This is a genomic window from Pseudomonas corni (assembly GCF_057128765.1).
In genome coordinates this window covers 117,438-130,472 of record NZ_JBSKHW010000001.1, presented here as the reverse complement: position 1 = coordinate 130,472, position 13,035 = coordinate 117,438, and the positions used below count along the sequence as shown (strand labels likewise).

18 protein-coding genes are annotated in these 13,035 nt (G+C 56.7%); 10 read left to right on the top strand and 8 right to left on the bottom strand.

What is annotated here, in order from left to right; genetic code table 11:
* Positions 1–137: 137 nt before the first annotated feature.
* The 8 genes from hisG to ACWKV9_RS00495 all read right to left on the bottom strand — a co-directional run bounded on the left by hisG (position 138) and on the right by ACWKV9_RS00495 (position 5,656).
* The gene (gene hisG, locus ACWKV9_RS00530) at positions 138–773 is read right to left on the bottom strand and encodes an ATP phosphoribosyltransferase (RefSeq protein WP_483834144.1); all 636 of its coding nucleotides are present in this window, start codon (positions 771–773) and stop codon (positions 138–140) included.
* A 188-nt stretch (positions 774–961) separates the two neighbouring features.
* The gene (murA, locus tag ACWKV9_RS00525; protein WP_483834143.1) at positions 962–2,227 is read right to left on the bottom strand and encodes a UDP-N-acetylglucosamine 1-carboxyvinyltransferase; all 1,266 of its coding nucleotides are present in this window, start codon (positions 2,225–2,227) and stop codon (positions 962–964) included.
* Between the two features lie 22 nt (positions 2,228–2,249).
* The gene (locus ACWKV9_RS00520) at positions 2,250–2,489 is read right to left on the bottom strand and encodes a BolA family protein (protein WP_483834142.1); all 240 of its coding nucleotides are present in this window, start codon (positions 2,487–2,489) and stop codon (positions 2,250–2,252) included.
* 115 nt (positions 2,490–2,604) lie between these two features.
* Positions 2,605–2,925, bottom strand: a complete 321-nt coding sequence (locus ACWKV9_RS00515) for an STAS domain-containing protein (protein ID WP_483834141.1) — start codon at positions 2,923–2,925, stop codon at positions 2,605–2,607.
* Positions 2,922–3,572: an MlaC/ttg2D family ABC transporter substrate-binding protein gene (locus ACWKV9_RS00510; RefSeq protein ID WP_483834140.1), complete on the bottom strand. Its 651-nt coding sequence runs from the start codon at positions 3,570–3,572 to the stop codon at positions 2,922–2,924. The genes ACWKV9_RS00515 and ACWKV9_RS00510 overlap by 4 nt, the downstream gene beginning before the upstream one ends.
* 10 nt (positions 3,573–3,582) lie before the next feature.
* Complete coding sequence (gene mlaD / locus ACWKV9_RS00505) at positions 3,583–4,050, bottom strand: outer membrane lipid asymmetry maintenance protein MlaD (protein WP_483834139.1); 468 nt, start codon at positions 4,048–4,050, stop codon at positions 3,583–3,585.
* Positions 4,050–4,847 carry a lipid asymmetry maintenance ABC transporter permease subunit MlaE gene (mlaE, locus tag ACWKV9_RS00500; RefSeq protein WP_483834138.1) on the bottom strand — a complete coding sequence of 266 codons (798 nt, stop codon included), beginning with the start codon at positions 4,845–4,847 and terminating at the stop codon, positions 4,050–4,052. Before mlaE ends, mlaD begins: the two co-directional genes overlap by 1 nt.
* Positions 4,847–5,656, bottom strand: coding sequence for an ATP-binding cassette domain-containing protein (locus ACWKV9_RS00495; RefSeq protein ID WP_483834137.1), 810 nt, complete (start codon positions 5,654–5,656; stop codon positions 4,847–4,849). The genes mlaE and ACWKV9_RS00495 overlap by 1 nt, the downstream gene beginning before the upstream one ends.
* 313 nt (positions 5,657–5,969) lie before the next feature.
* Between ACWKV9_RS00495 and ACWKV9_RS00490 the strand changes: the two genes are divergently transcribed.
* The 10 genes from ACWKV9_RS00490 (at position 5,970) to ACWKV9_RS00445 (ending at position 13,013) form a co-directional block, all read left to right on the top strand.
* The gene (locus ACWKV9_RS00490) at positions 5,970–6,944 is read left to right on the top strand and encodes a KpsF/GutQ family sugar-phosphate isomerase (RefSeq protein WP_483834136.1); all 975 of its coding nucleotides are present in this window, start codon (positions 5,970–5,972) and stop codon (positions 6,942–6,944) included.
* Positions 6,944–7,477, top strand: coding sequence for a KdsC family phosphatase (locus ACWKV9_RS00485; protein ID WP_483834135.1), 534 nt, complete (start codon positions 6,944–6,946; stop codon positions 7,475–7,477). Before ACWKV9_RS00490 ends, ACWKV9_RS00485 begins: the two co-directional genes overlap by 1 nt.
* A 9-nt stretch (positions 7,478–7,486) precedes the next feature.
* Complete coding sequence (gene lptC, locus ACWKV9_RS00480) at positions 7,487–8,059, top strand: LPS export ABC transporter periplasmic protein LptC (protein ID WP_483834134.1); 573 nt, start codon at positions 7,487–7,489, stop codon at positions 8,057–8,059.
* The gene (lptA, locus tag ACWKV9_RS00475; RefSeq protein ID WP_483834133.1) at positions 8,046–8,588 is read left to right on the top strand and encodes a lipopolysaccharide transport periplasmic protein LptA; all 543 of its coding nucleotides are present in this window, start codon (positions 8,046–8,048) and stop codon (positions 8,586–8,588) included. Before lptC ends, lptA begins: the two co-directional genes overlap by 14 nt.
* Positions 8,589–9,314 carry an LPS export ABC transporter ATP-binding protein gene (gene lptB / locus ACWKV9_RS00470; protein WP_349800869.1) on the top strand — a complete coding sequence of 242 codons (726 nt, stop codon included), beginning with the start codon at positions 8,589–8,591 and terminating at the stop codon, positions 9,312–9,314.
* 193 nt (positions 9,315–9,507) lie between these two features.
* On the top strand, positions 9,508–11,001 hold the full coding sequence (locus ACWKV9_RS00465) for an RNA polymerase factor sigma-54 (protein ID WP_483834132.1): 1,494 nt from the start codon (positions 9,508–9,510) through the stop codon (positions 10,999–11,001).
* Between the two features lie 78 nt (positions 11,002–11,079).
* A complete protein-coding gene (gene hpf, locus ACWKV9_RS00460; protein WP_349800867.1) occupies positions 11,080–11,388 on the top strand; it encodes a ribosome hibernation-promoting factor, HPF/YfiA family in 309 nt (102 codons plus the stop codon).
* A 12-nt stretch (positions 11,389–11,400) separates the two neighbouring features.
* Complete coding sequence (gene ptsN, locus ACWKV9_RS00455) at positions 11,401–11,865, top strand: PTS IIA-like nitrogen regulatory protein PtsN (protein WP_483834131.1); 465 nt, start codon at positions 11,401–11,403, stop codon at positions 11,863–11,865.
* 1 nt (position 11,866) lies between these two features.
* The gene (rapZ, locus tag ACWKV9_RS00450) at positions 11,867–12,724 is read left to right on the top strand and encodes an RNase adapter RapZ (protein ID WP_483834130.1); all 858 of its coding nucleotides are present in this window, start codon (positions 11,867–11,869) and stop codon (positions 12,722–12,724) included.
* 16 nt (positions 12,725–12,740) lie between these two features.
* The gene (locus tag ACWKV9_RS00445; RefSeq protein ID WP_483834129.1) at positions 12,741–13,013 is read left to right on the top strand and encodes an HPr family phosphocarrier protein; all 273 of its coding nucleotides are present in this window, start codon (positions 12,741–12,743) and stop codon (positions 13,011–13,013) included.
* The last annotated feature ends 22 nt before the right edge of the window (positions 13,014–13,035 follow it).

Here is a 13,035-nt window from a genome sequence, read left to right as displayed (position 1 = left end):
GGCCTCGGTGATTGGCGAATGTTCAGGTGCCGTTTTGGACGCGGGGTCCTAAGCTACCAAGCTATCCGCGTAGGCACCTGAGAATTCTGGCTATGACACGGATAGTCGGGCGCAGCGCGGGAGGCTGCGCTTATCGGTCAGCCGCGGTGTCGCGACTCCACTGCCTGACGCAGGGTATCGATTAACGCCTGAATGCGGGCGTGCTGCATTTTCATCGACGCCTTGTTAACCACCAGACGCGAGCTGATGTGGGCGATCAACTCTTGAGGCTCAAGGCCGTTGGCACGCAGCGTGTTGCCGGTGTCGACGACGTCGATGATTTTGTCGGCCAGGCCCACCAGCGGTGCGAGCTCCATGGAGCCGTACAGTTTGATGATGTCGACCTGACGCCCTTGCTCGGCGTAGTAACGCTTGGCCACGTTGACGAACTTGGTGGCAACGCGCAAACGGCCTTTGGGCTCGGCAGCACCTACGGCGCCAGCGGTCATCAATTTGCATTGTGCAATTTGCAGGTCCAGCGGCTCGTACAAGCCTTGGCCGCCGTATTCCATTAGTACGTCTTTGCCCGCAACACCCAGATCAGCCGCGCCATGCTCGACGTAAGTTGGTACATCAGTCGCACGTACGATCAACAGGCGCACATCGGCCTGAGTCGTCGGAATAATCAACTTGCGGCTTTTGTCCGGATTCTCGGTCGGCACAATGCCCGCAGCAGCGAGCAGCGGCAGAGTGTCATCAAGGATACGGCCCTTGGACAGCGCGATGGTCAACATGGGAAACGTCGGTCCTTATCAGCAATCATGCGTCGGATCGCAATCGGCGCCCGACAACCTCCAAGCCAAGAAAGGGCTCGAAGTAGAACGAATCAGAAAGTGATGCTCGCATTCGGCGTATGACTGCGGCGCCTGCGGTGATCAAATCACTCGCAAACCACCGCAGCCAAACCGTCAGCTCAGAACAACTAGCCCGGAACGCGACGAATCTTCGCGCCCAGCATCTGCAGCTTCTCTTCGATGCACTCGTAACCACGGTCTATGTGGTAGATGCGGTCGATCAGCGTATCGCCTTCAGCGATCAACGCCGAGATAACCAGACTGGCCGAAGCACGAAGATCGGTGGCCATGACTGGCGCGCCTTTGAGCTTGGTGCAGCCGGTGACGATAGCTGTGTTGCCTTCGACCTGAATCTGAGCGCCCATGCGGTGCATTTCATACACGTGCATGAAGCGGTTTTCGAAGATCGTTTCGATCACAGCTCCGGTGCCTTCGGCAATGGCGTTGAGCGAGATGAACTGCGCCTGCATGTCAGTCGGGAACGCCGGGTACGGCGCGGTGCGCACGTTCACAGCCTTCGGACGCTTGCCGTGCATGTTCAGCTCGATCCAGTCCTTGCCGGTAGTGATCTCGGCGCCTGCTTCGCGCAGTTTTTCGAGAACGGCTTCCAGAATGGTCGGATCGGTGTCCTTGAGTTTGACGCGGCCACCGGTAGCGGCAGCGGCAACCAGGTAAGTACCAGTTTCGATGCGGTCTGGCATGACTTTGTAAGTCGCCGAACCCAGACGCTTCACGCCATCGATAGTGATGGTATCGGAACCTGCGCCGGACACTTTCGCACCCATGGCATTCAAGAAGTTCGCCAAATCGACCACTTCAGGTTCACGGGCGGCGTTCTGCAACACGCTGCGACCATTGGCCAATGCGGCCGCCATCATGATGTTTTCGGTACCGGTCACGCTGACGGTATCGAAGAAGAAATGCGCACCACGCAAGCCACCTTCCGGCGCCTTGGCCTTGATGTAGCCGCCTTCGACATCGATGACTGCGCCCATGGCTTCGAGACCACGGATATGCAGGTCAACTGGACGCGAACCAATGGCGCAACCGCCAGGCAGTGCGACTTCGGCTTCCCCGAAACGCGCAACCATCGGACCCAGTACGAGGATCGACGCACGCATGGTTTTCACCAGTTCGTACGGAGCGATCAGGGTTTTGATGGTGCGTGGATCGATTTCAACGCTGAGCTTTTCATCGATGATCGGCTCGATACCCATACGACCGAAGAGCTCGATCATGGTGGTGATGTCGTGCAGGTGTGGCAGGTTCTGAACAGTCACCGGCCCATCGGCCAGCAGCGTGGCTGCAAGAATCGGCAGGGCAGAGTTCTTTGCCCCGGAAATGCGGATTTCGCCATCAAGACGAACGCCGCCAGTAATAATCAGTTTGTCCATTAGAATCTCGACGCCAATTGGCTCAGGTGCGCTCGGCCCATGCAGCGCGGCTGAAAAATTTCATGGTGACCGCGTGGATGCTGCCATCAGCGATCCATGGGTTCAAATGCGCATAGATCTGCTGTTGGCGCTTGACTGGACTCAGTGTAGCCAGTTCGTCGCTTATGACGTTCAGCTGGAAGTTGCAGCCTTCGCCCTCAACTTCGACTTGAATGTGTGGCAGCTTACCTTCTAGGAAGCTTTTAACTTCTACGGCCTGCATGCTTAACCTCAATCGGCGCCCTACGCGCGCGGGTCGGCCATCATACAAAAAAGCCCTCTCGTTGCGAACCCTACTTTGTAGGAGACGGACGAGGGGCCAGATCGAAAAACGGCAATCAATGATGTTGGAGCAGATCAGTCAGTTCTGATACCTGCGCGATTTCGCGCATGTCTTCCGGCAGCGCTCGCACGCTGACGGTCTTGCCGGCAGCGGCGCCGTCGCGAATGAAACCCAGCAGCAGGGACAAGCCCACGCTGCTGGACTTCTCGACATCGGAGCAGTCGATGACCAACGCAGGGGCATCGCTCGCCTTGATCAGCTCGGCGCCCTGCTTGCGCAGGACCGGACCGGTTCGATAATCGAGCACACCTGCCAGTTTGATCTCACCGGCCAGTCCAGTCTGTACGCTGGCCTGACTCAAGCTGACCTTGCTCATTTGATGGTCTGTTCCGACTGGGAGGCTTCTTTAGCCTTGGCCACTTCGCCAGCCCAACCGTTGATGGTTTTGTCCAGATCGTTGCCATTGCGCTGCATGGCGTCGGCGAACTGATCACGGAAGAGCTTGCCAATGTTAATGCCGTTGATGATGACGTTACGCACTTTCCATTCGCCGTTCAGCTTCACCAAGGTGTAGGAAACAGGGTAGATCGCCCCGGCACTGCCCTTGACCTGCATGTCGACGGAGGTGCGATCAGCAGCTTCTTCTTTAGCAGGAGAAACAACGATGCCCTGGTTGTTGTACTCCAGCAGCGCGTTGCCATAGAACTGGATCAGGCTGCGCTTGAAGTTTTCCTGAAAGCGCTGCATTTGCTCAGGCGATGCTTTGCGGGAGTACTTCACGGTCATGATGCTTTTGGAAATGCCATCCGCATCGATAACCGGCCCGACGATTCCGTTCAGCGCATCGTAAAAAGCGCTTGGGTTGCCTTTGTATTCTTCTTTGTGGGCGGCCAGATCGCTCAGCAAGCGTTTGGTCGTATCGTCCACCAGGTCATGGGCAGATTGAGTCGATGTAGCGGCACTGGCCATCATCGGCAGAGCCGCCAGCAAGACCAGCAGCCCACGGCGCAGAATTGAAATCATGAAAAACTCCTCATTTGGCGTCTTTGCTCACGGTATTCATCAAAAATTTACCGATCAGATCTTCGAGTACCAGCGCTGACTGCGTGTCGTGGATGGTGCTGCCATCCTTGAGCAACTTGTCATCACCGCCCACGCTGATTCCGATGTACTTCTCACCCAACAGGCCCGCTGTCAGGATCGAGGCGGTGGAGTCGATTGGCAGATTGTTCACGCCCTTCTGCACTTCCATCGTCACACGACCAGTGAAGGTATCGCGATCCAGATCGATTGCTGTGACCTTGCCGATAGTTACACCGGCCATGGTCACCTTGGCTCTGACAGTCAAACCGGCCGAATTGTCGAAATAGGCATAAAGTTTATAGCTGTCGTTGGTCGCGCTGGCTGTCAGACCGCTGACCCGCAGGGCCAGCAACAGCAAAGCCAGTATCCCGGCCAGCAGGAACAGGCCGACACCGGTTTCGAGGGTGCGGTTTTGCATCAGAAGTCTCCAAACATCAAGGCGGTCAAAATAAAGTCCAGGCCCAACACGGCCAGCGAGGCATACACCACGGTTTTGGTCGTGGCACGACTGATCCCTTCTGAGGTGGGTTCGCAGTCATAGCCTTGGAACACGGCAATCCAGGTGACGACAAAAGCAAAAACAACACTTTTGATCACCCCGTTGAGCACATCATCGGAAAAGGAGACGCTGTTCTGCATGTTCGCCCAGAAGGAACCTTCATAGACGCCCAACCAGTCGACTGCGACCCATGAGCCGCCCCAGATACCGACGACGCTGAAAATCATGGCCAGCACTGGCAGCGAAATGAAGCCTGCCCACAAGCGCGGCGCAACAATGTATTTCAATGGATCAACGCCGATCATCTCGAGACTGGATAACTGCTCAGTCGATTTCATGTTGCCAATCTCAGCCGTCAGCGCAGAACCTGCGCGACCTGCGAACAGCAACGCTGTCACCACCGGACCCAGTTCGCGCAACAGGGTCAGGGCAACCATCTGCCCCACCGCCTGCTCCGAACCATACTTGGCCAGGATGCTGAACCCTTGAAGCGAGAGGACCATGCCGATGAAGACGCCGGAAACAACGATGATTGCCAGAGACATCACGCCGACCGAATACAACTGACGCACCAGCAGCTGGAACCCGCCGCCAATTCCGCCGCGCCCCAACAGGGCATGAACCAGAAAAATCCCCGAGCGGCCCAGCACTGCAACAATATCTATCGCGGATCGCCCCATCAGGCGAACACGCTCCATTAACGACTTTTTGCGCATCAGCGCTTCCCCAAAAGATCTTCGCGATAATCCGCTGCCGGATAGTGAAACGGTACAGGTCCGTCAGGATCGCCAGTCATGAATTGACGGATGCGCGGATTGTCCGACTCCATCAACTCCGCAGGCGTTCCCTGCCCCAGCACTTGTCCGTCACCGACCACATAGAGATAGTCAGCAATGCTGGCGGTCTCTGCGAGGTCATGGGAGACGACGACACTGGTGATGCCGAGCGCGTCATTGAGCAGACGGATCAGGCGCACGAGAACGCCCATCGCGATCGGGTCCTGCCCCACGAAGGGTTCGTCGTACATAAGAATTTGCGGATCGAGGGCAATCGCCCGGGCCAACGCAACCCGGCGCTTCATGCCACCGGAAAGCTCATCTGGCATCAACTCGACAGCTCCGCGCAAACCTACGGCTTGCAGCTTGAGCAATACGATGTCACGGATCATGTCTTCGGGCAGTTCGGTATGGACGCGTAGCGGGAATGCGACGTTCTCGAATACATCGAGATCGGTAAACAACGCACCGCTCTGAAACAGAACGCCCATTTGCTTGCGTGCATCGAACAAATCGCTACGCGAAAGGTTCGGCAGGTTCTGACCGTTGACCCAGACTTCGCCACTGCTGGGGCGCAGTTGTGCACCCATGAGCCGCAAGAGCGTGGTTTTACCACTGCCCGACGGTCCCATGATGCCGGTGACTTTGCCCCGGGGAATGCGGATGTCCACATTATTGAAGATGCTTCGCGCACCGCGTTTGAAGGACACGCCCTTCAATTCGACCGCGTAGGCGTTATCGGCACTCATCTAAACTCCTTGCGATACAGCCTGACTCTCAGATGCCGCGTCCTTGACGAACGACACACTGTCTGGAGGGCCGAACAAGCGGCGAACTATAGCACCGCTCATGCACGCGGCCCAAGAGTGATGCCTGCAACATTTAGAATGAAGACAAATATGGCGACCACGCAGGAAAATTCCTGCACAGATGAACACGTCAGTCGGGGCCATCGGCTTTCGTAAAGCAGCCTTCTATAAACAAGAGCGACAATGATGGGTGAGGGTTTTCAACATTGCCGCTATAATCGCCGCCTTTTCATCAGGCCTACTTTTTTCCGACATGAGCCAATCCAGCGACCTGATTCAATCGGCACAACGCACCATCCGCCTCGAAATTGAAGCTGTGGAAGGTTTGCTTGCGCACATCAATGCAGATTTTGTGAGCGCCTGCGAGATGATTCTGGCGAGCAAAGGGCGTGTAGTCGTGGTCGGCATGGGGAAGTCTGGTCATATCGCAAGAAAGATTGCCGCCACCCTTGCAAGCACGGGAACGCCCGCTTTTTTCGTCCACCCAGCCGAAGCCAGTCATGGCGACATGGGGATGATCACCTCCGCCGACATCATTCTGGCGCTGTCGAACTCCGGCACTACGGCTGAAATCGTCACGCTGCTGCCGCTGATCAAGCGCCTGGGCATCAAGATGATCAGCCTGACCGGCAATCCCGCTTCGACGCTGTCTAAAGCCGCCGAGGTCAACCTCAACGCTCATGTAGTACATGAGGCCTGCCCTCTGAATCTGGCCCCAACCTCGTCGACCACTGCCGCATTGGCCATGGGCGACGCGCTGGCTATTGCACTGCTTGATGCACGTGGCTTCACGGCCGAAGATTTTGCCTTCTCTCATCCTGGCGGCGCTTTGGGCCGACGTCTGTTGCTCAAGGTCGAGCATGTCATGCACACCGGCGAACAACTGCCGCTCGTCAGTCGTGGAACACCGCTGCGCGATTCGCTCATGGAAATGACGCGAAAAGGCTTGGGCATGACCGCTATCGTAGAGCCCGACGGAAGACTGGCCGGTATCTTCACCGACGGTGATTTGCGACGCACGCTGGACCGCACGATCGATATCCGCCAAGCGAGCATTGATGAAGTGATGACCGTACACGGCAAAACCGTACGCCCTGAAATGCTGGCGGCAGAGGCACTCAAAATCATGGAAGACCACAAGATCGGCGCACTGATCGTGGTCGACGAGAACGACCGCCCGGTGGGCGCGTTCAACCTTCAGGACCTGCTGCGCGCGGGAGTCATGTAATGAGCACTGACATGAACGATCTGATGCAACGCGGCAAGCACATCAAACTGGCGGTCTTTGACGTCGATGGCGTGCTCACTGATGGCCGTCTGTATTTCCTCGAAGACGGCAGCGAATTCAAGACTTTCAACACACTGGACGGCCAAGGCATCAAAATGCTGATTGCGTCTGGCGTCACTACTGCCATTATCAGCGGCCGCAAGACTCCGGTTGTCGAACGACGCGCCAAGAATCTGGGCATTGCTCACCTTTATCAGGGCCGCGAAGACAAGCTTGTGGTGCTTGACGAGCTTTTGGACCAACTGGGCCTAAGCTATGAGCAAGTAGCGTATCTGGGTGATGATCTCCCCGATTTACCTGTGATTCGCCGGGTAGGTTTGGGCATGGCCGTTGCCAGCGCCGCCAGTTTCGTTCGCCAGCATGCCCATGGGATTACCCAGGCCCGCGGCGGCGAAGGTGCAGCCCGTGAATTTTGTGAATTGATCCTGAGCGCGCAGGGCAACCTTGAAGCGGCTCATGCCGCCTACTTATAGAAGCTCACTATGTTCAGTAAAAAAATTCGTACCTTCCTGCTGTTCGGCGTACTCGCCGTGCTGCTGGCGGCTGCCGGCTACTGGAATATCAGCCCGGAAAGCTTCATGGACCAGCCCAAAAGTGCGGTCGATGAAAGCGCCATCGACTTCTACGCCATCAACGCCCACAGCGTTCAGTTCCTGCCGGACGGCGGTCTTCAGTACGAGATGACCGCAGACAAGGTTGAGCACGTGAAGGCAACCGACGTCACTTTGTTGACCACGCCGAACCTGGAGCTGTATCGAGGCTCCACCTTCCCGTGGCACGTCGAGAGCAAGACAGCCGAGGTGTCTCCCGGCGGCGATCATGTAGAACTGATCGATTCCGTGCGCATCAACCGAACAGACGAAAAAAGCCGTACGACCATCATTACCAGCAGCCGCATGACGGTATTCCCTCAGAAGCAATATGCGGAAACCAAGCAAGCCGTTAGAATCGACGGCTTGGGCGGTGTAACGACGGCCATCGGCATGAAAGCGTATTTGAAAGACAGCAGGATGGACCTGCTCTCCAACGTAAGAGGACAGTATGACGCTCGTTAAAACCCTTCCTTTATTGCTCGGCCTGGGCGCAGCACTGGGAAGCGCGAGCGCCTGGTCTTTGCCGACAGACCGCGATCAGCCCATCCACATTCAGTCCGATGATGCGCAGCTCGATGACAAACAAGGCGTCGCCACTTACAAGGGCAACGTGATCATCACTCAGGGCAGCATGAAGATCACGGGTAACACCGTGACCATCACTCGTAACGCACAGGGCGAAGTCGACGTGTTCACCTCCGTCGGCAATCTTGCGTATTACGAGCAAAAACCCTCGGTCGACAAGCCGATCGTGCAGGCCTACGGCGTGACCATTCAGTACTTCGCGGCTCAGGATCGTATTGTCCTGATCGACAAGGCGAAGGTTATCAACGACGGCAACACGTCCGAAGGCGAGAAAATCGTCTACGACACCGTGAAGCAGGTCGTGAACGCCGGTCGTGCTAATGGCACCAAGATCACTACGCCGCGCCCAAGAATCGACATGGTTATCCAGCCGAAAAAGAAATCCGACCAGCAGAAGGCCCAGTAAATGGCAACGCTGAAAGCTCAGCACCTGGCGAAAAGCTACAAAGGTCGCCAGGTCGTCCGTGACGTGAGCCTGTCCATCGAAAGCGGTCAGATCGTTGGCTTGCTGGGGCCCAACGGCGCTGGCAAGACCACCTGTTTTTACATGATCGTCGGCCTGGTTCAGGCCGAACAGGGACGCGTCCTGATCGATGATCAAGACGTCAGCCACCAGCCCATGCATGGCCGTGCGCGCGCAGGCATCGGTTATTTGCCTCAGGAAGCCTCGATTTTCCGCAAGCTGTCCGTTGCCGATAACATCATGGCCATCCTGGAGACGCGCAAAGAACTGGATCGTCCTGCTCGTCGCAAAGAACTGGAAAGCCTGTTGCAGGAATTTCACATCACGCACATCCGCGACAACCTCGGGATGAGCCTGTCCGGCGGCGAGCGCCGCCGCGTCGAGATCGCACGCGCCCTGGCGACTTCACCCAAGTTCATCCTGCTCGATGAGCCGTTTGCCGGTGTCGACCCGATCTCGGTTGGCGACATCAAGCAAATCATTTACCACCTCAAGGCCAAAGGTATCGGTGTGCTGATCACCGATCACAACGTCCGCGAAACGCTGGATATCTGCGAAACCGCCTATATCGTCAACGATGGACAGCTGATTGCCGAAGGCGACTCAGACACTATTCTGGCGAACCAGTTGGTGAAAGAGGTATACCTCGGCCACGAGTTCCGCCTGTAATTGCTGCGATGACGCTCGATTGGCAGATGACTGAGCTAGACACCTCAGCCACCGATCGAATTTTAATTGTCATCGCACTCTAGGCAAACACTCTGGTTTCAGGCATATAATTTGCTTAAGTTGGCGCCCTGGCGCCCTGTAGTGGATGGCGCGCATATGCGCCGGCGAACGAATAAGGTGTTTAGCCCCTGCCATGAAACCTTCGCTAGTCTTGAGAATGGGCCAGCAGCTGACGATGACACCGCAGCTGCAGCAGGCCATCCGCTTACTCCAATTGTCGACTCTGGATCTCCAACAGGAAATTCAGGAGGCGCTGGAGTCCAATCCTATGCTCGAACGCCAGGAAGAAGGCGACGACTTCGATAATGCCGACCCCATGGCAGACAGCGTCGAGCAAAAGCCAAATCCTGATGTACAGGAACCGACCTACCAGGAATCCGCCCCCACCGTCGACAACCTCGAAGACGGCGAATGGAGCGAGCGCATTCCTAACGAATTGCCCGTCGATACGGCCTGGGAAGACGTTTACCAGACCAGCGCCAGCAGCCTGCCGAGCAACGACGATGACGAGTGGGATTTCACCACGCGCACATCGGTAGGCGAGAGCCTGCAAAGCCATCTGCTGTGGCAACTCAATCTTGCGCCTATGTCGGACACTGACCGGCTGATCGCCGTGACGTTGATTGACTGCATCAACAACCAGGGTTATCTGGACGAATCGCTCGATGAACTGCTCGACGCTTTCGATCCGGAACTGGACATCGAGCTGGATGAAATCGAAGCCGTTCTGCACCGTATCCAGCAGTTCGAGCCCGCCGGCATCGGCGCCCGCAACCTCAGCGAATGTCTGTTGCTGCAACTACGCCAGCTGCCTGCCAAGACCAAGTGGTTGGCTGAAGCCCAGCGCCTGGTCAGCGATTACATCGATCTGTTGGGTAGTCGCGACTATGCCCAGCTGATGCGCCGAATGAAGATCAAGGAAGACGATCTTCGTCAGGTCATCGAGCTGGTGCAGAGCCTGAACCCGCGTCCTGGTTCACAGATTGAGTCCACGGAAGCCGAATACGTTGTGCCTGACGTGATCGTGCGCAAACACAACGAACGCTGGCTGGTTGAACTCAATCAGGAATCAGTGCCGCGACTGCGTGTTAATCCGCAGTACGCAGGGTTCGTGCGCCGGGCTGACACCAGCGCCGACAACACCTTCATGCGCAACCAGTTGCAAGAGGCCCGTTGGTTCATCAAGAGTCTGCAGAGCCGAAACGAGACGCTGATGAAGGTTGCCACGCAGATCGTGGAGCATCAGCGCGGCTTCCTCGAATACGGTGATGAAGCGATGAAGCCGTTGGTGCTGCACGACATCGCTGAAGCGGTCGGCATGCACGAATCGACGATTTCCCGGGTTACCACGCAAAAGTTCATGCACACGCCGCGCGGTATTTACGAGCTGAAATACTTCTTTTCCAGCCACGTCAGTACTTCTGAAGGCGGCGAATGTTCGTCCACGGCCATTCGCGCAATCATCAAAAAACTGGTTGCGGCCGAAAATCAGAAAAAGCCATTGAGTGACAGTAAGATCGCTGGTTTACTGGAGGCACAAGGCATTCAAGTGGCACGTCGCACAGTCGCCAAGTACCGCGAGTCTCTAGGGATAGCGCCTTCCAGCGAGCGCAAGCGACTGATGTAGAGGTCACATGCCACAGCGTTCCAGTGGCAGGCAACCAAGCCTGCCTCTTTTATGCACTGGCAACGAAGGAGAAGCTGTATGCAAGTCAACATCAGTGGACACCAACTGGAAGTGACCAAGCCCCTGCGTGAATACATCGAGCTCAAACTCAAGAAGCTCGAAGGGCACTTTGACAAGATTACCAATGTGCAGGTGACGATGGCCGTCGAGAAGCTTAAACAGAAGATCGAGGCCACCCTGCATATCCCTGGTGGAGAGGTGGTTGCCAATGCGGAGCATGACGATATGTACGCTGCAATCGACCTACTCACTGACAAGCTCGACAGACAATTGCTCAAGCATAAGGAAAAGCAGCAAAGCATCCTCAAAGGTGCGGCCGCTCGCTGACACTCCCTACCCATGATCCGACTTGAAAATATCCTGACCCCTGGCCGTTCCCTCGTGAACGTGCCAGGCGGCAGTAAAAAAGCTGTACTCGAAGCGATTGCCAAAGTTATTGGGCAGCAGGTGCCCGACCTTGACCAGCAAACCGTCTACGAGAGTCTGATAGCCCGCGAAAAACTGGGCTCCACCGGTTTCGGCAATGGCATCGCCATTCCGCATTGCCGGCTCAAGGGCTGCATCAGCCCGATCAGCGCCCTGCTCCACCTCAGCCATCCCGTAGATTTCGACGCCATTGACGGCGCGCCGGTAGACTTGCTGTTCGTTCTGCTGGTCCCGGAAGCGGCTACCGATGCGCACCTCGAACTGCTGCGCCAGATTGCCAGTATGCTCGACCGCAAAGAAGTGCGAGAACGGCTTCGTGCAGCCCCAAGCGGCGAAGCGCTCTATCAAGTGGTACTCGACGAGCAAACCGGGCACTAACATGCGCATGATCATCGTCAGCGGCCGCTCCGGCTCAGGCAAGAGTACGGCCCTCGATGTGCTGGAAGATAGCGGCTTTTACTGCGTTGACAACCTGCCCGCAGGCCTGCTGCCTGAACTGGCAGAACGTGCGTTGATCAACAGCGAACTGGCCGAACCACTGCTTGCAGTGTCCATCGATGCCCGTAACCTGCCCAGCCACCTCACGCGCTTTCCAAGGATGCTCGAAGAGGTACGCTCGCGACACATCCAGTGCGATGTGCTGTTTCTCGATGCCGACGAGCCGACCTTGCTCAAGCGCTTTTCTGAAACCCGTCGTCGTCACCCGCTCAGCAACGCCACGCGCTCATTGGCCGAAGCCATACGCGACGAGAAAACCCTGCTCGGGCCGATCATCGACCTGGCCGACCTGACCATCGACACCACTAACCTGAATCTGTACCAACTGCGCGACGCTCTTAAATTGCGGTTGCTGAACAAACCTGAGCCGGGTACGGCGTTTCTGGTTGAGTCGTTCGGTTTCAAGCGTGGTATGCCGGTGGACGCAGATTTGGTGTTCGACGTGCGTTGCCTGCCCAATCCCTACTGGAAACCCGAGCTACGGGAACAGTCCGGGCTCGATCAACCGGTAGCCGATTACCTCGCCGCTCAGCCGGACGTCGAAGAAATGTTTCAGGACATCTTCACCTATCTCAACAAGTGGCTGCCGCGATTCGCGGCCAGCAACCGCGCTTACGTCACTATTGCCATTGGCTGCACTGGCGGGCATCACCGTTCTGTCTACCTGACCGAGCGACTGGGCCAGGTCCTGCAGCAATCGCTCAAGAATGTTCAGGTCCGCCACCGCGACCTAAGCTGAAAGGATCCCCTTCGCGATGCCCGCTCTCCAGATCACCATCATCAACAAGTTAGGCTTGCACGCCCGCGCTGCCGCTAAATTCGTCGGCGTAGCGGGTAAGTATTCCTGCCAGATCCGCGTGGGCCGCGCCCCTGACAGCATGATTGACGGCAAAAGCATCATGGCGGTCATGATGCTGGCGGCGGGCAAAGGAACGCAGCTTGAGCTAAGTACCGAGGGTGAAGACGACCAAGCAGCGCTTGATGCGTTGGTCGAGTTGATCAACAACAAGTTCGATGAGGGCGAGTAAGGTCACTTCGGTTTCGCTAGCG